This is a genomic window from Vibrio japonicus (assembly GCF_024582835.1).
GTDB classification, from domain to species: domain Bacteria; phylum Pseudomonadota; class Gammaproteobacteria; order Enterobacterales; family Vibrionaceae; genus Vibrio; species Vibrio japonicus.
This window is the reverse complement of record NZ_CP102097.1, coordinates 154,865-178,733: the sequence shown is the minus strand read 5'-3', so window position 1 is coordinate 178,733 and position 23,869 is coordinate 154,865. Positions and strand designations below refer to the sequence as shown.

17 protein-coding genes are annotated in these 23,869 nt (G+C 45.3%); 5 read left to right on the top strand and 12 right to left on the bottom strand.

Annotated elements, in window-relative coordinates; all coding sequences use genetic code 11:
- Positions 1-26 precede the first annotated feature (26 nt).
- From NP165_RS14080 to NP165_RS14060, 5 genes are all read right to left on the bottom strand, one after another.
- Positions 27-215, bottom strand: a complete 189-nt coding sequence (locus tag NP165_RS14080) for a hypothetical protein (protein WP_257086361.1) — start codon at positions 213-215, stop codon at positions 27-29.
- A gap of 40 nt (positions 216-255) precedes the next feature.
- On the bottom strand, positions 256-2,613 hold the full coding sequence (locus NP165_RS14075; protein ID WP_257086360.1) for a fatty acid cis/trans isomerase: 2,358 nt from the start codon (positions 2,611-2,613) through the stop codon (positions 256-258).
- Between the two features lie 105 nt (positions 2,614-2,718).
- A complete protein-coding gene (locus NP165_RS14070; protein ID WP_257086879.1) occupies positions 2,719-4,329 on the bottom strand; it encodes a VRR-NUC domain-containing protein in 1,611 nt (536 codons plus the stop codon).
- Positions 4,330-4,392: 63 nt separating this feature from the next.
- Positions 4,393-5,625 (bottom strand): L-lactate MFS transporter, encoded by a 1,233-nt coding sequence (locus NP165_RS14065; protein ID WP_257086359.1) that lies wholly within the window; start codon positions 5,623-5,625, stop codon positions 4,393-4,395.
- Positions 5,626-5,916: 291 nt separating this feature from the next.
- Entirely contained in the window at positions 5,917-7,581 is a 1,665-nt protein-coding gene (locus NP165_RS14060) for an electron transfer flavoprotein-ubiquinone oxidoreductase (RefSeq protein ID WP_257086358.1), read from the bottom strand.
- A 144-nt stretch (positions 7,582-7,725) separates the two neighbouring features.
- Here NP165_RS14060 and NP165_RS14055 point away from each other — a divergent pair, with 144 nt between their 5' ends.
- On the top strand, positions 7,726-8,691 hold the full coding sequence (locus NP165_RS14055; protein WP_257086357.1) for an electron transfer flavoprotein subunit alpha/FixB family protein: 966 nt from the start codon (positions 7,726-7,728) through the stop codon (positions 8,689-8,691).
- A gap of 93 nt (positions 8,692-8,784) precedes the next feature.
- Here NP165_RS14055 and NP165_RS14050 read toward each other — a convergent pair whose 3' ends face one another.
- From NP165_RS14050 to pdhA, 3 genes are read right to left on the bottom strand one after another with little or no spacing between them, the layout of a single operon-like run.
- On the bottom strand, positions 8,785-9,945 hold the full coding sequence (locus NP165_RS14050) for a dihydrolipoamide acetyltransferase family protein (protein ID WP_257086356.1): 1,161 nt from the start codon (positions 9,943-9,945) through the stop codon (positions 8,785-8,787).
- Entirely contained in the window at positions 9,942-10,925 is a 984-nt protein-coding gene (locus tag NP165_RS14045; RefSeq protein WP_257086355.1) for an alpha-ketoacid dehydrogenase subunit beta, read from the bottom strand. Before NP165_RS14045 ends, NP165_RS14050 begins: the two co-directional genes overlap by 4 nt.
- A complete protein-coding gene (pdhA, locus tag NP165_RS14040) occupies positions 10,918-12,009 on the bottom strand; it encodes a pyruvate dehydrogenase (acetyl-transferring) E1 component subunit alpha (RefSeq protein ID WP_257086354.1) in 1,092 nt (363 codons plus the stop codon). Before pdhA ends, NP165_RS14045 begins: the two co-directional genes overlap by 8 nt.
- 623 nt (positions 12,010-12,632) lie before the next feature.
- On the opposite strand from pdhA, the gene NP165_RS14035 reads away from it, so the two are divergent.
- Positions 12,633-13,205, top strand: coding sequence for an aldolase/citrate lyase/malate synthase family protein (locus NP165_RS14035; RefSeq protein WP_257086353.1), 573 nt, complete (start codon positions 12,633-12,635; stop codon positions 13,203-13,205).
- A 197-nt stretch (positions 13,206-13,402) separates the two neighbouring features.
- On the opposite strand, the gene NP165_RS14030 is transcribed toward NP165_RS14035, so the two are convergent.
- From NP165_RS14030 to NP165_RS14020, 3 genes are all read right to left on the bottom strand, one after another.
- Positions 13,403-14,749, bottom strand: a complete 1,347-nt coding sequence (locus NP165_RS14030) for an ATP-binding protein (protein WP_257086352.1) — start codon at positions 14,747-14,749, stop codon at positions 13,403-13,405.
- Positions 14,750-15,071: 322 nt separating this feature from the next.
- Complete coding sequence (locus tag NP165_RS14025) at positions 15,072-15,638, bottom strand: hypothetical protein (RefSeq protein WP_257086351.1); 567 nt, start codon at positions 15,636-15,638, stop codon at positions 15,072-15,074.
- 98 nt (positions 15,639-15,736) lie between these two features.
- A complete protein-coding gene (locus NP165_RS14020) occupies positions 15,737-17,335 on the bottom strand; it encodes an isocitrate lyase (RefSeq protein WP_257086349.1) in 1,599 nt (532 codons plus the stop codon).
- Between the two features lie 168 nt (positions 17,336-17,503).
- On the opposite strand from NP165_RS14020, the gene NP165_RS14015 reads away from it, so the two are divergent.
- Positions 17,504-18,457, top strand: coding sequence for a LysR family transcriptional regulator (locus NP165_RS14015; protein WP_257086348.1), 954 nt, complete (start codon positions 17,504-17,506; stop codon positions 18,455-18,457).
- A gap of 110 nt (positions 18,458-18,567) precedes the next feature.
- Positions 18,568-20,763: a malate synthase G gene (locus NP165_RS14010; RefSeq protein ID WP_257086347.1), complete on the top strand. Its 2,196-nt coding sequence runs from the start codon at positions 18,568-18,570 to the stop codon at positions 20,761-20,763.
- A gap of 205 nt (positions 20,764-20,968) precedes the next feature.
- Here the strand turns inward: NP165_RS14010 and NP165_RS14005 are convergent, their stop codons facing one another.
- A complete protein-coding gene (locus NP165_RS14005) occupies positions 20,969-22,516 on the bottom strand; it encodes an alanine/glycine:cation symporter family protein (protein ID WP_257086346.1) in 1,548 nt (515 codons plus the stop codon).
- Positions 22,517-23,099: 583 nt separating this feature from the next.
- Here NP165_RS14005 and NP165_RS14000 point away from each other — a divergent pair.
- On the top strand, positions 23,100-23,867 hold the full coding sequence (locus NP165_RS14000; RefSeq protein WP_257086345.1) for an outer membrane lipoprotein-sorting protein: 768 nt from the start codon (positions 23,100-23,102) through the stop codon (positions 23,865-23,867).
- Positions 23,868-23,869 lie beyond the last annotated feature (2 nt).

Sequence of the window (23,869 nt, the reverse complement as noted above, 5' to 3'; positions counted from 1 at the left end):
CCGCAGGATATTGTGGGGCGTTTTCTTTAGTACCACTCGTCTTCAGGGAAGAATTTTCCTTCAGGAGCATATGGGTCTTCATCAAATGGATGTTCGGCTTTGGTTCTTAACCTCTCTAGCTGATGCTCTAGCATTTGAACGGTGTCATAATCGCCTTCTGAACATGCAACATAGATTTGCTGCTCCAGTAAACGAATGCTGTCTTGAATTCCCATCGTAAACCTCCTTAATATGAGCAAGCGCGGTTAAACAGTTCTACCTATTCTCAAAACGATTATAGTCCAGCAATCCAAATTCGATAGGATATGACTGTTTGTACCACTGATGAACCTGATCGCTAAACGGCCAAAACTCACTCGAGCTGCGACGAATCGCAAACGCATCAAGCAATTTGACGTAATCTTCTTCCGTATACACATTTTTAATCATCTCAACCAGTTGCGGGATCTGAGACTCCTTCAAAGAAAGGTAAGCCGCTGGGTAACTACCAAGCACTCCGCGAACCAGTGTTAAATCGTCATTTTCTGGATCTCGATTGCTTTCTTCGTCAAATAAGCTCGAGATGTTGGTATGTGCGCTATTCTGCAACAAGGTAAAAAGCTGTTTTTGACCAGAATTAGACTCAATCATAAGCATCGTAATTTGAGGTAAGTACGCTAACCCTTTGCCTTTGATCGTGTTTATTGAGCGAAGAAGATTTTCGTTTTTTGAAGAAAAACCAGTTTGCTCAATGTCATATCGGTTACTCAGCACGGGAGCCAGCAGTGTTTTTAACTTCGCATAGAGCTCTGATTTTGGATCGTCCGTGTAATACGGAACGTTCGTCGGTTGGTTAAACGGATTAACGTTACGCTGTAAAAAGTCACTCAGCTGCGGGCTTTGTTCACGATACCAACTAGATTGTTCTTGATGTCGAATGTTGAGTGGGAGCAGGGCAACAAAGTTACTTTCCCCTTCAAGTCTTAGAAAGTCCATAAACATGCGAGTGATCAGCTGGTGGCCAAAATTGCCGTAGACATCGAAGCCAGCCACAAGAAGGTAATGGATACGCTCAATCAACGCATAATCCATAATCCATGCTGTTTTTGGTGGCTCGCCGACCAAACCTTGGACAACAGTGGCGCTGTCAAAGTGTCTAAATACAGTTAGCGCAGCATTGGGGTTGTGACCGTCACCTGTCCAAATCACATCGGTGGTTAGGTAACGACCGTCTTTAAACCAGCGGTTAACAAACTCAGACTTCTCTTCTAAATATTTGGCCTGCTGTCTGGAATACGCGACCCAGTTGGTCATCGGTAGGGTGTTGCTTTCCAGTTCGCTTGGCAGTTTCAGGTTGTTCGCTTGAGAGCGATAAAACTCGTTGATCTCAGGGATATCCGATTTTTCAGGGTCAATGAAGAACACCCAAAAACGGTCATTGATGACATTAAGTGCGAGCTGACCACGGCAAACTGGCCCTTTGATAAAGGCGTTAATCGTGTTCTGTGAGTTGTCGAGCATAAACTTAAAGCGCGCTTTTACTGGCATGTCGATAAAGGCGGTCATTGGGTTAGCTGCGATTTCAGGCGCATAACCCGGCAGTTGAGATACGGTGTATGGCGCGTCAATAAACCACTGCTTCCAGTTAGTAATACGCTGCTTGTTGAGTGCAAAAGGCATATGAGTTTTATCGACGATGGTGCCTTGTTCAGGAATCAAGCGGTAGTACACGCGATCAACTCCCGGATCATCGTAAGGGCGACGGGTGGCAATACGTTTAACAGGCAGTCCTGGCGGTGTTGCAGAGCGTACCAGACTAAAAAAGCGTGGCTGGCGTTCATTCAGATCTGAAAAATATAGGTGTGATAAGAACAGATGTTCGTAGATATAACGTGCGGCTAATTGGACTTTCAACGAGTCTTTGTTGAGTAACTTTTCATACGTCTCGACCAAATCTTGCTGCTTCTGGGTAAGTGGCACGGGATCGTTCATGAGAGCGCCGTCATTCAGCCAATTGATTAAGGTGGAGTACTCTTTGCCATCTAGGTTTGGCATTCCGTAAGGCATCCCCCAAGTAGGGTATTTTTTCTCGTATTGACTGTATTCTTCAATAGTCGGGCAAACCTGACTGCGATCAATCGCGAAATCAAATCCTTCTAGCTGATCTTGTTGCGGAAGAGGGTGCGACTCTTTTTGCATCAACATTCTGGCGATTAAGCCCGCTTCGATGTTCGCTGTCGCGTTTTGGGAGCGTTCGTTAAGGACAGGATGAAAGCCCAAGTCACGCCACTGCTGTGTTGTCTCTGCATCCTCAAACAGGCGAGTGGGTTTCGCTGCCGTCAGGCGAGTTCCTTCGTAGACAAGCTGAGTACTTGCGCCTCGATCAATCCCTTCTACCGAAGAGAGTTTCAGTTGACATGGCGCATCATAACAGGCGTGACAGACCACACATCGCTTGTCGATGATGGGTTTTACCTCCTTTAAGAAGAAATCGCCATGTGATGAGTCTATGTGGACGCGGCGCTCTCTAACCTGCGCCTCTCCAAAGAGTTGATTGTAGTTAAGCCCAGCGTATGTGGCACAGCCAGCGAACAGTGTTACGATCACCAGTAACAAAAGTTTTTGTAGTTTCATCTGGATATTGATTTGATTGATTATGTTCAGAAAATTGCAGCAGAAGAATACGAGTTTAGCAAATAAAACACCATTCAAAATCGCTGAAAACCCTCATTGACCAGTCTATTGGTTTACATAACAGACAGAAAATGGGACACCAAGGCGATCGAACTCTTTTATCCAGCGCCATTGATTGTCTTGGAGTTTATCGCCAGGGCCTTTGACCTCTATCCAGCGGTATTCATTATCTTTAAATGCGATTAAATCAGGCATTCCATTCCGGTAGAGCTTGAGATCGCTGAACTGCACTTCAAAAAGAGAGAGTAAGGTGTCGGTAGGGATTGCGGTTTCGGCATGATCAATCAGTTCAGGCGCAAAGCTTGGCCAGTGAATAAAAGGATTACTGATGTTCAATTTTTCTTCATAACGTTGCTTAAGATGGAGCAGTCCCTGAGCCGATATCGTTTCAACGGCCTTGTCATACGTCTTCTGACGCTTACTGAGGAAATCAGCGTGGTATAGATCTAAAGGCTTATATTGATACGCATTGATAAACGCGCCTTCGACTGGAGCAAAAAACAGTTCCCAAAACGCGAGGCCGAGTAAACCATTGAGGAAGTGGTTTTCAACGTAAAACACATTCCAGCCATTCTTTTCAAAATGCGCTTTTACTGCCAATTCTACGCGTTGTTGTGAAAGATCGAGTTCCAGCCGGCATTCATGACATTTAGGTTTTGAGGCGCGCGGAACTTTCAAGCCACGTTTACGCTTTACTCTCTGTTCCAGTTTGGTCGCGACTTCTAACTCTGCTGCATTTTCAGGTTGGGTTAGCATGCCCGTGACAACGTCACTAAAGAGTTTGTCTTCGTCAAGCTTAGCAAGAATTCGTGCTTGACGCTCTCGACTCGGCGGTAATTGTGTTTGCCTGAATAAACCCAAAGCTTTGTCGTACGCGCTTAATCGCTCAAAGTCTCGTGCAATGTCATTAATCATGTGCTGACGCTTACGTTCAATATAGGCGTGTGGCACTGGGTCTGGAATACGTTCGGAGAGGCTAGTTAATGTCGAGAGGCATTGTCTGTCTGCCAAAGAATATTCTTCGGCGAGAGAACTTAAACTCAGTAGTTGCTCAATCTCAATACGCGAACTGAAGAAGCGACGTTCTTTGCTTAGTTCATATTTCTCAAACTGGTTTAACCCCAGTTCATCCAATACAAACTGGCTTAAGTCTTGATGTGTATTGGCAAAAAACAGAGTCAGTAACAAATCAATCATGTAATCGGATTTGAGATGAATAACCTCAAAGCCGATTTTGTTGAAGTCTGAAAACGGCGTATTTGGTATCGAGGCGATGAATTGCTCTTTTCGAAGCGACTTATTGACCTGAGGAAATAGCGCACATAGCTCTGGTTTTGTCAGCAAGCTAGACGCAAGCCCATGGGTATCAAGTATCGGGTTAATGGCGATAAAATCGTATTTGACCAATGTATCTAGACGAGAGGGTATGTCGGGGATTTCAGCGTAGTTTATTTTGTCTGAACGAAACCAGCACCCACGGCGACTGTATAGTCGTACCAACAAGCACTGAGAAGGTCTATCTAACTGATTAAAATGAGTGATCCATTCATGTTCGCTGCATTCGAGTAGATCAGAGTACCAATGCTGAGCGTGAGAAATCAGTTTAACAAAATTATCTAAATAGTAATCGGGCGCGAGAGTGACGGGATTATCCATGTTGTACACATACAAAAAAGGCTTACCCATAAGAGTAAGCCTTTCAGTACTTAATTCAATCGATTAAGCGTTTTTAAGCTGCGCAACTTTTGCTTCAGAAATTGGCTTAGTGATGATTGCAAGTGTAATACACACTGCCATCATAACTGCTGAAACCGTGTACGCTAGGTTGTAGCCGTCGCCGTTTGTCATAGAGAAGCCAACAACCGCGGCACCGATAGCACCACCAATACCCCAGGCCGTGTATAGAACGCCGTAGTTAGTACCGTAGTTTTTCAGGCCGTAGAATTCTGCTGTTAGTGTTGGGAATACCGCTAGTAGCGTACCGTAACCAACCGCTGCGATAGCTGTACCGATGATAAGCGTGAATTCTGTATCGAACGTTGCGAACAGAGCCATGTTTGCGCCTTGTAGTATGAACGCTAACAGTAGAGTGCGCACGCCACCAATCTTGTCTGCAAGCATACCCGCAGCAACACGACCGCCTGAGTTAAATACTGCAAGGATAGATGCTAGGTATACCGCGTTTGGCAGGCTAGCCTGAACGCTTGCGATCGTGGTGATGTTACCGATGATCATAAGACCAACAGAAGCGGCAAACGCGTACATGATCCACAATGAGTAGAACTGAGGCGTTTTCAGCATCGCTTTCCAGCTTAGATCTTCAGAAATCTTTACCGCTTTTGGTGCTTGGCCAGCTTTTACTTTTGGTTCTGCTGGCGTGTAGCCCGCTGGTGGGTTGTTGATCGTCGCTGCAAGTGGTACTGCGATAGCCAAAATACCTACACCAAGTACTAAGAAGCTAGTTTGGATGCCCATGCTGTCGATAAGAGCAGCAGTCAGTGGCGCAAGGTAGATAGCGGCAAGACCGAAGCCAGCGGCGATAAGACCGTTTACCATGCCTTTTTTAGACGAGTGGAACCATTTCATCGCAGACGGTGACAGACACGCGTAACCAAAGCCGATACCAGCACCAGTAATCACACCGAATGTAATGTTTAGCATAAGCGGTGAATCGACAAAACCAGAGGCAATCATACCAAGGCCAGTAAGAACCGTACCTAAGATAAGGATCATACGAGGACCCATACGGTCTTGTAGGATACCCGCAACTAGAAGACAGATAGAGAAGGTGATAGTTGCAGTTGCGTAAGGCGCAGATGCTTCAGCAGCACTCCAGCCAGATTCAGTGACTAGTGCCTTGTTAAATACACTCCAAGCATACAGGATGCCAAGACAAAGGTTGATACAGAATCCCGCTAGCAGGATACGCATAGCTTTATCAATCTTGCTCATTTTTTTTCCCAGTTTTCCTCTAAGAAGAGGCGTGGTTAATAGTCAATACATTAAAATTAAGTTTGCGTTTATCAACAGAAAACGCAATGGGCGCGAATTATAACCAATATAAGTGTGATTGGAATCTCTTTTTCAATCAGAACACAAAAATATTTCCAATTGTTAACAGACTGTGTACAACCCCTTTGCTAATAAGGGTTTGACGTCCGGTAACGAAGCTATAAGACGGATAGATTAACAAAATGGTGTATTGCACTTTTACCGTAGCGTTTAACCACGAAAATCAGGTTCTTACATGTTTCTGTAATCTGGCCCACCACCACCTTCGGGGGGAACCCAAGTGATGTTATTTGATGGGTCTTTTATGTCGCACGTTTTACAGTGAAGGCAGTTAGTGGGGTTAATGTGCAGTTGTTTGTTGCCATCTTTCTCAACAATTTCATACACACCAGCCGGACAATACCGCTGGCTCGGTTCATCAAACATGGGTAAATGGTTAGCAATAGCAATCCTGTAGCTGGAGATATGTAAGTGATTAGGCTGATTTTCTTCGTGTTTTGTACCGGATAAATACACCGATGAAGGTCTATCAAAACTCAGCTTTTTATCGGGCTTAGGGTAGTGAATTTTTGTGCAAGTGTACTTATCTTTCAAAGCCACGTAGTCAGCTTGTGGATCTTTGATGTTCCAAGGTACAGGCTTACGTGTGATACATGGCCAAATGTTCTGTTCAATGATGGCAAGTGCACCACCAAGAATAGGGCCGTGTTTGTGAATGGCGCCGTTGAAATTTCGGGCTCGACTCAGTTCGTCATACAGCCAGGACTGCTCAAAATGCGTTTGGTAGTTTACTTCAAGCTCAGGATTGTCTTTTGCGAATTCTAGGGCAATCGCTTCAGCCGCTATCAGACCTGATTTCATAGCGGTGTGACACCCTTTAATTTTGGCGTTGTCTAGCGTGCCTGCATCACATCCGATTAATAAGCCGCCGGGAAACTGCTGTTTGGGGAGTGAAAACAATCCACCTTTGGCTAACGCTCTTGCACCAAAACAAAGTCGCTCACCGCCCTCTAAATATTTGGACATAGCAGGGTGGTGTTTTAGGCGTTGAAACTCTTCAAAGGGATCAAGGTAGGGGTTGCTGTAATTGAGATCGACAATAATACCGACCGCAATTTGGTGGTTGTCGAGGTGATAAAGAAAGCTCCCGCCATTGGTGTTGCTCTCACTGAGTGGCCAGCCCAAGCCGTGGATAACCGTACCGGGTTTATGTCTTGGATCGTTTTCCGGTAGTTGCCACAACTCTTTAATGCCCAACGCATAGTGTTGGGGTTGTTTACCTTTGTTCAGTTTGAATTTACTGATCAGTTCGCAACCTAAATGGCCTCTTGCCCCTTCTGCAAATACGGTATATCGGGCTTTGAGAATAATGCCTGGCTCAAAGCTGCTTTTTGGTTTGCCTTCTTTATCAAGGCCTAAATCGGACGTCACAATGCCACAGACGTTGCCTTCATTGTCGTAATGGATGCTTTTTGCGGCAAAGCCGGGAAAGATCTCAACGCCAAGTTGCTCGGCTTGATCCGCTAACCAAATGCAGAGTTGCCCCAAGCTAATGACGTAATTGGGATTTTTGCCAAACAGGGTTTTAGGAGCAAGATGTTTAGGAACGCGACAGTGATTGTGTTTGGTTGTTAGGTAAATGAGCGATTCGTCACTCACAGGAGTCATGGGTGGTGGGGCGTCTTGCCAGTCTGGGAAAAGCTCGTCTAGTGCTTTTGGCTCGAATACGGCTCCGGATAAAATATGCGCGCCGACTTGTGCGCCTTTCTCAATCACGCAAATATTGAGATCCAGTCCATTCGACCGACTAAGTTGACCAAGTCGACAAGCAGCGGATAATCCAGCAGGGCCAGCGCCGACAACGACAATGTCAAACTCCATTGTTTCTCTTTCCATGCCTTATCTCACCTGTTGTCCACCTTGTCTCAATAAATAATAGTTCAGTTAACCTAAACTTTACTAAGCGGGAATTAACGTGCTTAAGCCCAACACTAGTGAGTGAAGTTGGCGCTGAGGGCGCTCGGTTAATGGAGTGGATGTATGAGTCATCTTACGACAGCAAAAGTTTTGGTAATCTCCCAGCATGATGGTGTTCAATGTAGTGGGGGCACTTTGTCAGTGTTAACGGCAGCCGAGCAGATATCGACACTGTGCGAAAATTGTCCTGTTGATGTATTGGTAGTGGGGAATCAATGCCAAAACGTTGTGGAACAGTTACGTCGATTTCCTATCGTGAACCAAATTATGGTCGCTGACGATGTATGTTTCGCTCACCCTTTAAGCGAGTGTTTGGCGCCTGTTGTGGTAAAGGCAAGCCATGGCTACTCGCATATTCTGTCTGCGGCTACCACTTTCGGTAAGGATTTGATGCCGAGAGTATCTGCGTTACTCGATGTGGGTCAGCTGTCTGATATCACCAAAATTGAAGCGCCTGATACGGTTGTTCGCCCAATATACGCAGGCAATGCACTCGCACGGGTGACGTCAAGTGACAAGGTGATCATTATGACGATACGTGAAACGGCGTTTGATAAAATGCAGCCGTCAGATGAGCCCACCGCTTCAGTGACAATGCTCCAATTTGATGCTGCTCCTTCTGCGACAGAATTTGTCAGTCAGGAAATGACAAAAACGGAGCGGCCAGAGCTCACCTCCGCTAAGGTCGTTGTATCTGGAGGCAGAGGGCTGGGGAGTAAAGACAATTTTGCATTAGTGGAAAAGTTGGCAGATAAATTGGGTGGAGCGATTGGTGCATCGCGAGCGGCAGTGGATGCCGGGTTTGTTTCCAATGATCTTCAGGTAGGGCAGACAGGCAAAGTGGTGGCACCGGATCTTTATATTGCAGTGGGCATTTCGGGCGCGATTCAACATATCGCTGGGATGAAGGAGTCAAAAGTCATTGTGGCAATCAACAACGATCCCGATGCGCCGATTTTTGATGTTGCCGATTATGGGCTAGTAGGGGATCTGTTTGCTCTATTACCGGAACTCATCGATAACGTGTAATGGCAAAAGTGATCATTTCAAAAAATTAAGTGGGCCATTGTTCATGACCCACTTGCGTATTCCCACTTGCTTATTGATTGATGCAATGGATATTTACACCTGATAACGGCTTTCTAAGTGCCATACGAGTTTTTTGGTGAATCTTGCCGCTTCGCCCCCAGTGCAGGCTCTGTGGTCAAAGGTAATAGAGAGTGGCATTGCTTTGATTGTGATAGGTTGACCGTCTTTCATCACCACTTTTTCAATGATTCGTCCTGCGCCCACAATCGCGACCTGAGGCGGTGACACTACGGGCGTCGCATAGATGCCGGCAATGGCACCAAAATTCGACAGTGTGATCGTGGCATTCTGGAGTTGCTCTCGCCCTATTTTACGGGTTCGGATGCCTTCAACGGTTTCATCTAACCAGCGACGCACACCCTCGGTTGAAAAGTCATCCGCATTTTTTAAAACAGGAACATATAAGCCATGTTCACTATCGACGGCGATACCAATATTGACGTTTCTGTGTACACAGCGAGTCATGGTGTCGGCATCGAACCATGCGTTCAGGGCGGGCTCTTGTTTACAGGCATAAACGACGGCTTTGATTAGTCGGGCAGAAATGTCTTCATCACTACTCCAGTTGGCTAAACTCGCTTCTTCAGTAATGGTAACGGCGGCCACAGCGTGGTGAGATTCCGTCATGGTCGCTGCCATGGTTCTTCGTGCACCTTTGAGTAACTCTGTGCCCGGTTGCTGTCGGCCAGCTTCATGGTAAATATCGTTGTCGATAATCAATCCATTCGGGCCAGTCCCGTCTACTTTGTCCAAATTCACCCCAAGTTTCTTAGCCAGAAGGCGAGCCGATGGCATGGCGGTAACTGGAGATTGCTCCATGTGGTTATTCGCGCCACCAATCCAAAAGTCATCCACATTCACTTGGTGAGTCTGGTGCGATACATTCCCGACTACAGTCGCAGCATCGGCGTTTTGTTTCATCGGTTCCGCTTGGTTTGAACTGGCAGAGGCGTTTTCGTTCACCTCTTCAATTTCGAGCAGCAATGCGCCGATGTTGACGACATCGCCTTCTTCACCGTGGCGACTGATGACTTTACCGCTGCAAGGCGAGGGGACTTCGACAACGGCTTTAGCGGTTTCGACGGTGAGTACAACTTGGTCTAACTCGACTTGATCGCCGACTTGAACGTGCCACTCGACAATCTCTGATTCTGCTAACCCTTCTCCAAGGTCAGGCAATAAAAAACGTTTCATTTCCATCCCTCCACCAGCTCTCGCGCAGCTTGTATGATGTCTTGTTCCTGAATCATGAAGTAATCTTCATTACGGTAATAAGGCATTATGGTATCCATCCCTGTGACACGCTTTGGTGGTGCTTTAAGTATACACATTGCGCTTTCTGACACTCTCGCCAAAATTTCTGCGCCGACCCCACAAGTGCGGCTGGCTTCATGCACCACGAGTAGCCTTCCGGTTTTCTCCAAAGACTTAATAATGGTGTTCATATCAATGGGTTTAATTGATGCTAGATCGATGACTTCTACCGAAATCCCTTGGCTTGATAGTTCGTTAGCTGCTTGTAGTGACTCAACGACACACGCACCCCATGTAACAAGGGTAATATCTCGTCCTTTACGTAGAGTAAAGCAGGTATCAAGTGGCAGTGCTTCACCATTATCAATAACATTAGATTTGACCGTGCGGTATATACGTTTTGGCTCGAAGAACATGATGGGATCATTGCTACGAATAGAGGCGAGCAGTAGACCATATGCCCGTTGAGGTGACGATGGGATCACCACTTTCAAACCGGGTATGTGAGCAAATAGGGCTTCGACACTTTCTGAATGATGCTCTGGCGCGTGAATACCGCCGCCAAAGGGGGCTCGAAAGACGGCAGGGCAAGTCAGACGACCTCGGGTTCGGTTTCTCATTCGTGCCGCGTGACACATCACATGTTCTAAAGCAGGGAATACAAACCCTTGGAATTGAAATTCGGCGACAGGTCTTAGTCCTTGTGTTGCCATGCCCACGGTAATACCCCCAATCAACGCTTCTGCGAGGGGAGTGTCGATTACTCTGCGCAGGCCAAACTTTTCTTTTAGGCCGACCGTTGCACGGAAAACGCCGCCGTTATCGCCGACATCCTCGCCCAGAACAATGACGCTCTGGTCATGGGCCATTTCGTGGTGAAGCGCAAGATTGACCGCCTCAACGAGAGTCATTTCAGCCATGATGACCTCCTTGCATTCGCATCACTTTGTGAATGAATTCATCGCGTTGCGCATTGAGCTCTGTCGGCGCGGATTCATACAAATAATCAAATGCGCTCTCGGGCGCTTGTGGGACAAGGTTGGTGTAATTCTCGACGGCCGATTCGACCATGTGTTTGCACTCTTGTAACCACGCTTGTTCCTGTTCTTCAGACCAAGCGTTGATATTGATAAGGTACGTTTTTAGCCGCTGTATAGGCTCATATTGCCAAGCGCGATTTAACTCTTCTTCACTACGATAACGGCTTGCGTCATCAGCGGTGGTGTGGTCACTCAAACGATAGCTGACCGCTTCTATAAGGGTTGGGCCTTTGCCTTTGCGCGCCTTATCCAATGCCGCTAAGACACAATCATGCACAGCAACCGCATCGTTGCCATCCACCGTCATGCCTCTAATACCCGCACCTTTCGCTTTTTCTGATAGAAAATCCGCAGCGCATTGCAAAGCACGAGGAACAGAGATCGCCCATTGGTTGTTGTTGATAACGAAAACTAAAGGCACATTCCACGCTCCGGCGCAGTTTATCGCTTCGAGAAAATCGCCTTTCGATGTGGCACCATCACCACATGTGACTAACGCCGCTTTATGACGTCCTTCCATTTTTAAAGCGGCGGCCACGCCAACTGCGTGGGTACATTGTGTCGCAATAGGAACACAGAACGGTAAATCGTGACACTCAATGCCTTCAGCAGGCGAAAAATCACTGCCTCGTTCATCGCCGCCCCAATATTGCAAATTCTTCTCCATCGGAATACCACGCACCCACATTGCAGGCATGTCACGATAGTAGGGAATCAACACATCGCTTGCATGCAATGCATGGCCAATCCCAATACCAAAAGCTTCCGCACCTAAATGAGATGGGTATGTACCAAGCTTACCTGTACGTTGAAGTGCAACCGCTTTATTGTCATAAGTGCGGCTGAGTACCATGTCCCTATAAAATGTTACCAGGGTTTCATTATCTGCCCATGAAGGTAGTTGCTGTACCGTTTCCCCTAAATGATTGATAAAACGGATCATAGGCAATGATTGCGCATTCATAAAAATCTCCTCTATTGCCCCTCTTTAGTGGATCGCACCATTGAGAGACAAAACATGACTTATTGACCATGTTTCGATCTCTATAAGCCAAGATAGATATTTAAATTCCATACATCTTGTTATTGAAAGCTAAAACAACCTGCTGTGGTTTACTTCGGTATTGCAGTTTTACACTACAAATTCCCCTTTAATCAGAGAACCATTTCAGCCATCACCCTTAAAGGTAAGTGTAACCAAAATGTTAAAATTCGCTTAATTCACGGTATGAAGCCAAGTAAAGTAAATCTTACACTTGGCAAGAAGATGGAGAAAAGCACCAGGTTTAGGCGATGAGATTGTTAAGGATTAGTGATTCATACTATCGGTAGAAATGATATCAGAACATTGATTTGCGAGATAAATTGGCTGAGATTGTGTCATTTTTTGTCTAACAGAGAGGGAAACGATCAGCGTTTTTTGACAGGGTGGTTTTGTAAAATTCACATTGTGAAATTTCTTTTGTGAAATTGTTGTGAATAATTGATTAATCTAACTGTCATACACAGAACAACTCGTCAACAAATTTAAATAATCGTTTAGGAAAGTGACTCTAACAAGACGCCAATGCCGCAGAGGGAAAGACTATGAACATGCTGACAATCGATAAAACTGAAATACATAAAAACCAATCTACCTTTATCGCTGAAGCTGTCTTTGCCGTGGAAATGGTAAAAGCGGATGAGCAGTTAGAAAAACAGAAGATGGCAAAACAGCTGCTTGATACGCTGTTCCCGCTAGAACGCGGCTCGCATGAAGATGTTGTAAGCTACGAAATTGATTATCGCCACGTACAAGCTTACTTCAAAAATGGTGAGCATGTTGGGCTAAAAAGAGCCAAGCATTTTGTCGCTTACGCGGGTGAAAAATGTGCACCACAAGCGATTCTATTTCGTGATGAGAGCGGCACCCATGTAGAAGTAACAATAGGCAAGCGCAAAGGAACCGGAAACCTAGAGCTTGTTGATATTAAAGATATCCAATTAGAAACCTGCACGACATTCAGCCAAACAGAGAAGTGCTACGCTTCAGGCGTTCGTCACTGGTTGAGCCTAATTCGCAGTGACAGACAAGGGAACTCTATCGCATGCAGTGAAGAGAAAGAGTTCACTGCAAAAAATGGCGATGACTATAACCTAGGTTTTAGCTTCGCTTTATAATAAATCAATGTTTATCAATGAAAGTTTTTAGCCCTGCTAGCCTTAGCGGGGCTTTTGTATGGGAAATCACTTAACTCAGTGTCAAATACTAGTGGTGCGCATCACAATGTCGGTGAAATCGTCAATCGTAATGCCTTTGTGATCTTATGTTCATCGCGAGAGTACAGCGAAAGAGTTCGCAAGCACATAGGTGTTGATTACGCTTGATACTCTTTCATTGTTTCAACTAAGTTATCCAATGAAAATCCACGATATTCAATGTCATAACCTCTTAGATTTAACTTTTTCAAAAGGCAGTGGGATTTCTCTATTAATTTTGCCTCACTGTAACGTTTTTGCTGTCTCTTTACTTCGGCAATGAGTATTTTCTTATCTAAGTCATTAATAGCCACTATATCGATCTCATTGTGACCTTTTGCATCCCAGTATCCACCAATCTTGCCAAATTGCTTTGATTCAACCAATATCGCGACGAACAGGCTCTCTAATTCCAGACCAGAGTAAACGGTAAAGTCTCGCTCAATATATCTTCGGATGTATTCGTAGTTCTCCATCTCAACAGCACTTTTGTTGGCATGGATGAATCGAAACCAGAAGTTTAGAAACGGATCGGAAATGGAGTAACGAATATCTCGTGAGTTCTCTTTAGAACTAATCGGGCGCTTCTTGGTAATAACATCAAAAACTTCATCAAGCTTTTCCAGATGAACACCGACACTCATATCTAAGAAGTTTTCAATTCGAGCACGGCTTGTATTGCCTTTTGATATAGCACCAAGAATATCGAAGTAAATTCGATGTTCTGAGCCAAAATCTTCAACGAGTCGATGAGTTCCTTCTTTTATTAGTGGTGAAAATTCGGAGATTACCGCCTCAAACAGGTCATCGTTCTCAGCAGAAAATCGGGTTAACCACTCAAGGTATTTTGGTATCCCGCCAGATAGGCACCACCATCGAAGCATGTTTTCAGCATCAAATTGATCGTGATCTTTCATTACCTCTGCAAGATAAGAGGGCTGCAAAGGTTGAATTTTAAAGAATCTATCATCGCGATTGAATAGAGGTTCGTCTTTGCCTTTGAAAATCTTCGTCATCATGCTGTAGAGGGAGCCACTGCACACTAGGTGCATCATCGAGTCTCTCTTGTTTGCATCCCATAAATTTTGAATATCGGAGAATAGAGCAGGGTTGACGATATCGATATCTTGAAATTCGTCAATGATGATTGTCAGAGGTTTTTGCTTTGTATAATCCAACAAGAACTCAATGATATCTCGCAGTGATTGGGGCTGGAAAAACTTAATACCGAGCTCACTATTGATGATTTCTGAGAATTCAGCCACTAAGGAGCTTTCACTCTTTCGACTTATGAAAAGGTAAAGGAATTTGGTCTTTTCTTGGTGAAAAGCTTCGTTTAAAAGACGGGTTTTACCTACACGTCTTCTCCCAACCATTACGCTAAGTTGCCCCTTTGTTTCTACTATCTGCCCAGAAACCATTTGTAGAGCTTTTAATTCCTTCTGACGGTTATAAAATTTTTTCATTGCTTTCTACTTTTGCTTTCACGTATTAGCAATAGAATAGAGCATGAGGTCTTTAGTGTAAATTAAATTACTGTAAAAAAAATTACAGTAATTTAATTTACAGTAATTGAAATGCCATGCCAAAAAACTTTTATCCCATAGCACTTGAGTCGAAACATCGTTGGACAGAAATGGCTTAGGGTTGGTGTGCTAAGCCATGCAGTTCGGATAAGCTGGGTTTGGTCAAAATCTAGCTCGCTAAAGTCTATTAAGCCGGTGACTATTCTTATTTGAGTGCGACTATCGAAGGGGGAGGGGCGCTGTGCTGGTTAGGAATTCGGTATTAGTCTTCAGAGACAACATCGACGCAGGCGCGGCTAATGTCTTGGTCGATATAAGCCATGCCCAATTTGTTAAGGTAGTCCATTCTATCGGCACTGCGAAGGTCAATATCGGGGCCATCGAGGTTGCAATCTTGATAAATCTTAGCCAAATGTGCCATAAACTGTTCACCAACACTCATCATCAATAAGCTCATTGCACCGACATCGGGTTTCACTTTGTCACGCTGCTGCTCAGATAAGTTCACCGCCAAAACAATCGGCTCTTCGTTCCCGTCAAAACGAACACTGCGCTCTCGAACGGTCTGCTGTGCCCAGTAGTAGGCGAGCTGTTTACTTTGGGTTAAAAATACCGGCTCGATAGATTCGCTATAGTGATTGCCGATGGTCGCCATGGTACTTTGGGCTACTTGATTGAGGGCTTTGTCGCCAGAGCGTTTGAGCCCTTGGCCTTGAATAGAAGAGAGCAGTGCAGAGGAAGTGCCGTGATACCAAACATCACCGATTGCAAAGCCATCTTTAGAAAGTAATTCGGTCGCATCTTGTAGATAGGTAGGAACAGAAGTCATAGGCATCCTCAACAAACATCAATATGGTCAGTCTAAAAGAAGTAGAGAGCGAGACTGCGTCTTGGGTCGCAATCTCACTCTCTAGAGGCTAGGGTCTCTTAGTCGAACTGATGAGAAGTGTTTAGCTCACCAGCCGCTTTAAGAGCGTTTTCACCTGCGAAGTACTCTTTGTGGTCATCACCGATGTCTGAACCTGACATGTTCTGGTGTTTAACACACGCGATACCTTGGCGGATTTCTTGGCGTTGAACGTTCTTAACGTAGCCCAGCATGCCTTGTTCACCGAAGTACTCTTTCGCTAAGTTGTCGGTAGACAGTGCAGCAGTATGGTACGTTGGTAGCGTGATTAGGTGGTGGAAGATACCCGCTTCACGTGCTGCGTCTGCTTGGAAGGTGCGGATTTTGTCATCAGCGCGCTTCGCTAGTTCAGTCTCATCATACTCAGCACTCATTAGGTTCGCGCGGTCGTATGCCGATACATCTTCACCTGCTTCAACCATTGCGTCATAAGCTTGCTGACGGAAGTTGAGTGTCCAGTTGAAAGATGGTGAGTTGTTGTAAACCAGTTTCGCGTTCGGGTGAACTTTGCGTACGCCATCCATCATCTCTTTAATTTGACCAATGTGTGGCTTCTCGGTCTCAATCCATAGTAGGTCAGCACCTGCATTAATGGCTTCAATACAGTCAAATACACAGCGTTCTTCACCAGTACCTTCACGGAATTGATACAGACCTGAAGGTAGACGCTTAGGACGTACCAGTTTGCCGTCGCGGTTGAAACACACGTCGCCTTGCTTCATGTCAGCCACATCGATCTCTTCAACGTCTAAGTAAGAGTTGTAGATATCACCTTGGTCACCTGGCTCTTTCACTACGGCGATTTCTTTGGTTAGACCTGCGCCTTGTGAGTCAGTACGCGCAACGATGATACCGTTGTCGATACCTAGCTCTAGGAATGCATAACGCAGTGCGCGTAGCTTGGCGTGGAAATCAGCGTGCGGTACGGTTACTTTACCGTCTTGGTGGCCACACTGTTTTTCATCGGCTACTTGGTTTTCGATCTGTAGACAACAAGCGCCCGCTTCAATCATTTTCTTCGCCAGCAGGTAAGTGGCTTCTGCGTTACCAAAACCTGCATCAATATCGGCAACAATTGGCACAACGTGCGTTTGATGGTTATCGATTTGATCTTGAATTTGCTCTTGAAGCGCTACGTCACCCGCTTCGCGTGCTGCATCGAGTTGGCGGAACAGTCCACCTAGTTCACGTGCATCTGCTTGGCGAAGGAAGGTGTAAAGTTCTTCAATTAGCGCAGGTACTGAGGTTTTCTCATGCATTGACTGATCAGGCAGAGGGCCGAAGTCAGAGCGAAGTGCAGCAACCATCCAACCTGAAAGGTATAGGTAACGGCGATCTGTGTTGCCACCAAAATGCTTCTTAATCGAAATCATTTTTTGTTGGCCGATGAAACCATGCCAGCAACCTAAAGATTGCGTGTAGTTAGCGCTGTCTTTGTCATAGGCAGCCATATCAGCACGCATGATATCTGCAGTGTATTGCGCGATATCTAGACCTGTTTTGAATTTGTTTTGAGCACGCATGCGAGCCGCAGATTCAGCATCAATGGCATCCCATGGAGCACCAGCAGCGCGTTTTGCAATTTCGATCTTCTCAATATCTTGAGTAATTTGCGACATAACTGTTCCTTAGTTTCACGTTGGATCGTATTGGTTAAATTGCGGGTCATCTATCAGGTACTTCATGCTCCAAATTGGATGAACCGTTTTCTTTTTGTTGTGGACAAATAATAGCCATATGTGTGATGATTTTGTTAATTTATAGTTATTATATTCGGTATTTTTTTTATGAATATTGCTCGAGTAGACCTTAATTTACTAGTGTATTTAGATATGTTGTTGCGAGAACGCAATGTCACTAAAGCGGCCAATCAACTGGGCATTACTCAACCTGCGATGAGTAATGGATTGCGTCGATTGCGTGATCTGTTTGAAGACCCGTTGCTGGTCAGAACGAGTGAAGGAATGGTGCCGACAGAGCGGGCGATCAAGCTTCAGCCCACGATTCGAAATATATTAGCTAACGTAGAAAAGGCACTTCAACCAAGCACTGAGTTCAACGCGGAAGACAGTGAGCGATTGTTTAGAATTATGGCGAGTGACTATGCGGAATCGACATTGATTCAGCCACTACTAAAACGCTTAAATGAGATAGCGCCCAAGATCCGCTTGGACATCTTGACGCCCAGTGACGTTAGTTATCAAGATGTAGAGCAAGGGAACGTTGATATTATCATCAACCGATTCGATGACATTCCGCAGTCATTTCACCAGATGAGCTTATGGCACGACGGCTTCTCGTGTCTTTTCCGCTGTGATAACCCCATCGCAGATAAGTTCGATCTGTCTTCCTATCTTCAGGCGCAGCATATTTGGGTCAGTAAAACAGGGATGGGGACGGGCGTGGGGATTAACCCTAATCAGTCGCGAAAACTCGGCTGGATCGATGACGCATTAATGAAGATTGGCAAAACCCGCAACATTACGGTGTTCACCCGTCACTACTTATCGGCCATTTTATTTGCTCAGCAGAAGAACTTGATTCTTACCATTCCGACCAAAGCCGCTCAGTTGCAACGCAATAATCCTAGGTTGCTCATTAAGCCAGCGCCATTTGCGATTGAGCCGTTTGAAGTGAAGATGGCATGGAGTCCAATAGTCCAAAGTAACCCTGATCATCAGTGGATACGGCGTCTGATTAAGAGCGTTGCCAACGAGATTGAGAGTGGCGTGACAGAGTAAAATAGGGTATTTATTTTGTTTATGTCGAGTATAAACGGCATAAATTAGCTAAATTTTTGTCTGTTACGTAAGTTTATTTAGTAGTCATTGTTTAATTTTAGAGAGAGTTTATGAGCGATCGTATTCAACAGGGCAGCTTGAACATTGATAGCACCCTCTACCAATTTGTTAATGAGCAGGCGATCCCTGGAACGGACATTCGAGCTGAAGACTTTTGGCGCTCTTTTGAATCTATCCTTAAGGATCTTGCTCCTAAAAATCGCGCGTTATTAACCAAGCGTGATGACCTTCAACATCAAATCGATGTTTGGCACCAAGAAAGAGCGGGTCAAGCAATTGATGCGGCAGAATATAAGCAGTTTTTGCAAGAAATCGGTTACCTAGTACCTGAAGGCGAAGACTTCGAAGTGACCACGGCTAGCGTTGAACCAGAAATTGCGACTCAAGCGGGGCCGCAACTGGTTGTGCCTATCATGAATGCTCGTTTTGCTTTGAATGCAGCGAATGCACGTTGGGGAAGCTTGTACGACGCTCTGTACGGAACCGATGTCATTAGTGAAAGCGATGGCGCAGAGAAAGGGGGAAGCTTTAACCCAATACGTGGCGAAAAAGTCGTGGCGTATGCGCGAGCGTTTCTTGATGAAGCTGCCCCGTTGCATGGTGCCTCTCACAAAGAAGTGACGCAATACAGCATCAGCAATGTCAGCGTTGGTAATACCTTAATTGCAACGCTCGCCAATGGTGAGGAAGTGACACTTGTCGCCAGTGATCAGTTCATTGGATTTCAGGGTGATGCCAATGCCCCATCATGCATTCTATTAAAGAACAATAACTTACATATTGAGATTCAAATTGATCCTACTGCGCCTATTGGCAAAGTAGATAGCGCTGGTATCAAAGATGTGCTGGTGGAAGCCGCGTTAACCACGATCATGGACTGCGAAGACTCTGTCGCTGCGGTGGACGGTGAAGACAAGACACTGGCTTATCGAAACTGGTTGGGGTTGATGCAGGGTGATCTGGAAGAGTCTCTCGAAAAGAACGGTAAAACTCTAGTACGTCGCCTTAATCCGGATCGCCATTACACCAGCGTATCGGGTGGAGAAATTGCGTTAAAAGGCCGCAGTATGCTGTTTATTCGTAATGTCGGTCACTTAATGACTAACCCGGCGATTATCGACGCTGATGGGAATGAAGTGCCAGAAGGAATTATGGATGGCATGATCACTTCGTTAATTGCCCTGCATGATTTAAAAGGCAATAGCCCGTTTCAGAACTCGACGGCGAAAAGCATCAATATCGTAAAACCTAAGATGCATGGGCCTGAAGAAGTTGCGTTTACCAATGAACTGTTTGGCCGCATAGAAGATGCGCTGGGTTTAGAGAGATACACGATCAAAGTCGGCATTATGGATGAGGAGCGTCGTACCTCTGTTAACTTGAAAGAGTGTATCCGTGCGGTAAAAGACCGAGTTGTGTTTATCAATACCGGATTCTTAGACCGAACGGGAGATGAAATTCATACAAGTATGGAAGCTGGCCCGTTTGCACCTAAAGCACAGCTTAAAACCATGACATGGATTGGCGCATACGAAGACCAAAACGTTGATCTTGGCTTGGCTTGCGGTCTGCAAGGTAAGGCGCAAATTGGTAAAGGCATGTGGCCAGAGCCGGATAATATGGCAAAAATGATGGCTGCAAAAATTAGCCATCCACAGGCGGGAGCAAACACGGCGTGGGTGCCTTCACCAACTGCCGCGACGCTGCATGCATTGCATTATCATCAAGTGAATGTCCAAAGCCGCCAAAAAGAACTTCGTGAACGCATGCGCGCTAACGTCGATGATATTTTGACGATTCCATTATTAGGTAATCAGAAGTTATCACCTGAAGAGATTCAAAGTGAACTGGATAACAACACTCAAGGGATTCTTGGCTATGTGGTGCGATGGATTGACCAAGGGGTAGGGTGTTCTAAAGTACCCGATATCAATGATGTTGGCTTGATGGAAGACCGAGCAACATTGCGTATTTCTAGCCAGCACATTGCCAACTGGATTCGTCATGGGATCTGTGATGAGCGTCAGGTGATGAATACCATGCAACGTATGGCAGCAGTGGTTGATGAGCAAAACGCAGGTGACCCAAATTACATCAATATGGCACCTAACTTTGAGCAAAGTATTGCGTTCTCTGCGGCTTGCCAGTTGGTGTTTGAAGGCTGCGCTCAACCTAATGGTTACACTGAGCCTGTTCTTCACGCCATGCGCCTGAAGCTAAAAGCAAAACTTAACGATAAATTATAAAAGAACTATCCCTGTTATTAGGGTCTGTTGGCCTTTCGAACAAAAATTAACCACGAAAGATAAGCAGACCCTAGCAAGCCCAAGATACCGCGCTTTAATAGCGCGGTTTTTTTATCTCGTCGTTAGGGGCATAACCAAGGCAAAGTGGGGGGATTGAAGATACAAAAACAGCAGACCGACGCCTGCTGTTTGGGAGAGTATGCCTTTATTCTGGCTGTTCAACTAAGCGTGGTTCTTGCTGAACTTTGTACACTTTGCCTGCGTTAAAGCGTTCTAGGTAATCCGCTAGGTCACGTTTAACTTCAGGGACAAGAATGTATAGACCAACAATATTGACCAGTGCCATTGCGAAGATCATCGCGTCTGAGAAATCGATCACTGGGCCTAGGTTCATTGCCGCACCAATCACTACGAAGACACAGAACTTCACTTTGTAGATAAATTCAGCCGTTTTGCTTTCGCCAAATAGGTATGTCCAAGCTTTTAGACCGTAGTACGACCAAGAGATCATGGTTGAGAAGGCAAACAATACAACAGCGACAGAAAGCACGTATGGGAACCAGCCGATTGCGCTACCAAAAGCCGCAGAAGTCAGCTCAACACCAGCAAGACCTGTGTCTGTGTCCAAATATCCAGTGATGATGATAACAAGCGCCGTCATAGTACAGATAACAACAGTATCAATGAACGGTTCTAGTAGAGAGACAAAACCTTCGGACATTGGCTCTTTGGTTTTTACTGCTGCGTGCGCAATTGCGGCAGAACCAACACCTGCTTCATTCGAGAAAGCGGCACGTTTAAAGCCTTGAATAAGAACACCAATGACACCACCGGCAATACCTTCACCAGTAAATGCACCATTGAAGATGGCGCCAAACGCATCATCAATACGGTCAAAGTTAATCAGTAGAACAACTAACGCGGCACCGACGTAAATGGCTGCCATGAAAGGAACCACTTTCTCTGTCACTTTCGCGATGGATTTAATGCCACCGATGATGACGATACCCACAACAACGGCAAGAATAATACCGAATAGCCAGCCTTTATCCGCAAAGAAAGACGCATCGCCACCAGTCACACTAACCACTTGTTTGAACGCTTGGTTTGCCTGGAACATGTTGCCGCCACCCAGAGAGCCACCAATCGCAAATACTGCAAACAGTACAGCTAAAGTGCGTCCAAATGCCGCGTTTCCACGCTTAGCAAGACCTTTGCTCAGGTAGTACATAGGACCACCTGAAACGGATCCATCTGGGTTAGTGTTACGGTATTTAACACCTAGTGCACACTCTACAAATTTACTCGACATGCCTAAAAGGCCAGCCAAAATCATCCAGAATGTTGCACCTGCACCACCGATTGATACCGCGACTGCGACACCCGCGATGTTACCCAAACCGACCGTGCCTGAAAGGGCAGTGGTTAATGCTTGGAAGTGAGATACTTCGCCTTCTTCTTTGGCTTTCGGATCTGAGAACTTACCCGATACCAGTTGGATTGCGTGTTTAAATCCACGAATGTTGATAAAGCCTAGATAGAATGTGAAAAATGATGCGGCTACAACTAGCCAGAGAACAATCCATGGCACCTGAACGTCAGTAAAAGGGAACGGAATAGTCGAGAAGATCATTCCTACAAAAGGGTTGACGATAGGTGCAATGGTTTCGTTGATTGCTTCATCCAAATTTGAAGCTGAAGCGCTGCTTGCAAAAGTGCTTGCCAAAAGAGCAAGCGAAATACACTTTTTCATGCTTTTCCTGCCTGTGAAAAAAAAGTTTTTATGAATGTTGTTTATCAAATGTTGTGTTTTGTTACATCTTGGTAACAATTTTCTATTTTTCATTTTATTTTTAAACGCGCAATATTTTTGTCGGAAAATTTGATCCAGAAAACAGTTCTTTGTTTGACTGTAATTTTGCCAATAAAACAAAATAAAATACTGTTTAATTTTTATTGTTTGGTTTTAAGTTCCATGAAATTATTTTTAGTGTTATTGGATGTTTTGCTGATTTAAACGGCTAATGAAACTGTTTGTATGTAAAATGCACAGTTTTCCATGATGAAATAGTGAAAAAAGACAGAACTTTATAGTGGTTGAAACGAGTGGCATATTGCATTTTATGAATGGATTGATCGCTCTAGGAAATCGCTTGCGTGTCAGCGACACACATCTAATCTCAATGCCTTATTCAAGCCTTCGTTTTTACGGAGGCTTTTTTCATTCCAGCAGGCGGGTACTGCCTCCAAATATTATTATTTGAACAAACTCTCATCTATACATTCACTTAGCTTGCTATATTAAATGAAGTGTTCCACTCCAAAGCGGAGGCGAGATGCGTTCATTCGCCACACGATTTTCCTTTCTTTTTTTACTGGCTGGCTTGTCTGTTTCGACAACTGCTGCCACCTCTATTAATGCAAGTGATGTTGTTGCGGCATCGGACAAAGCAATGCGCGGGGATTCAAGTTACAGCGAAGCCACTATGGAGATAGTCCGGCCCACCTGGACACGCTCTATGAGTATGAAAAGTTGGACGAAAGGGACAGAACTCTCTCTGGTTTTGGTCACTGCCCCCGCGAAAGACAAAGGCAGTGCGTCTTTAAAACGTGGCCGAGAAATGTGGAATTGGGTGCCAAGTATTGAACGCGTAATTAAAATTGCCCCTTCGATGTTGAGCCAATCTTGGATGGGGTCTGACTTTACGAATGATGATCTGATTAACCAATCTTCAATCGTGGTCGATTACCAACACCGTTTGATCCGTGATGATGTTTTTGATGGCGAACCCGTCTGGGTGATTGATGCGATTGCCAAACCGGAAGCGCCTGTGGTGTGGAGCCGAGTGACGTTATGGATCTCTCAAAGTACCTACCTCCAACGAAAAGTGGAGTTCTACGACGAGTTCGAAGATTTGATTAACGTGTTGCAGACGTTCGATATTCAAAAATTAGGAGGACGAATGCTTCCGACGCGAATGGAAATGGCCCCAGTCGATAAACCCGGACAAAAAACCGTGTTCACCACGCACCGTGCGCAGTTCAATTTCAACATTGATAGCGAGTTTTTTTCTCTTAGCCAAATGAAATCTTTGCGAGAATAGCG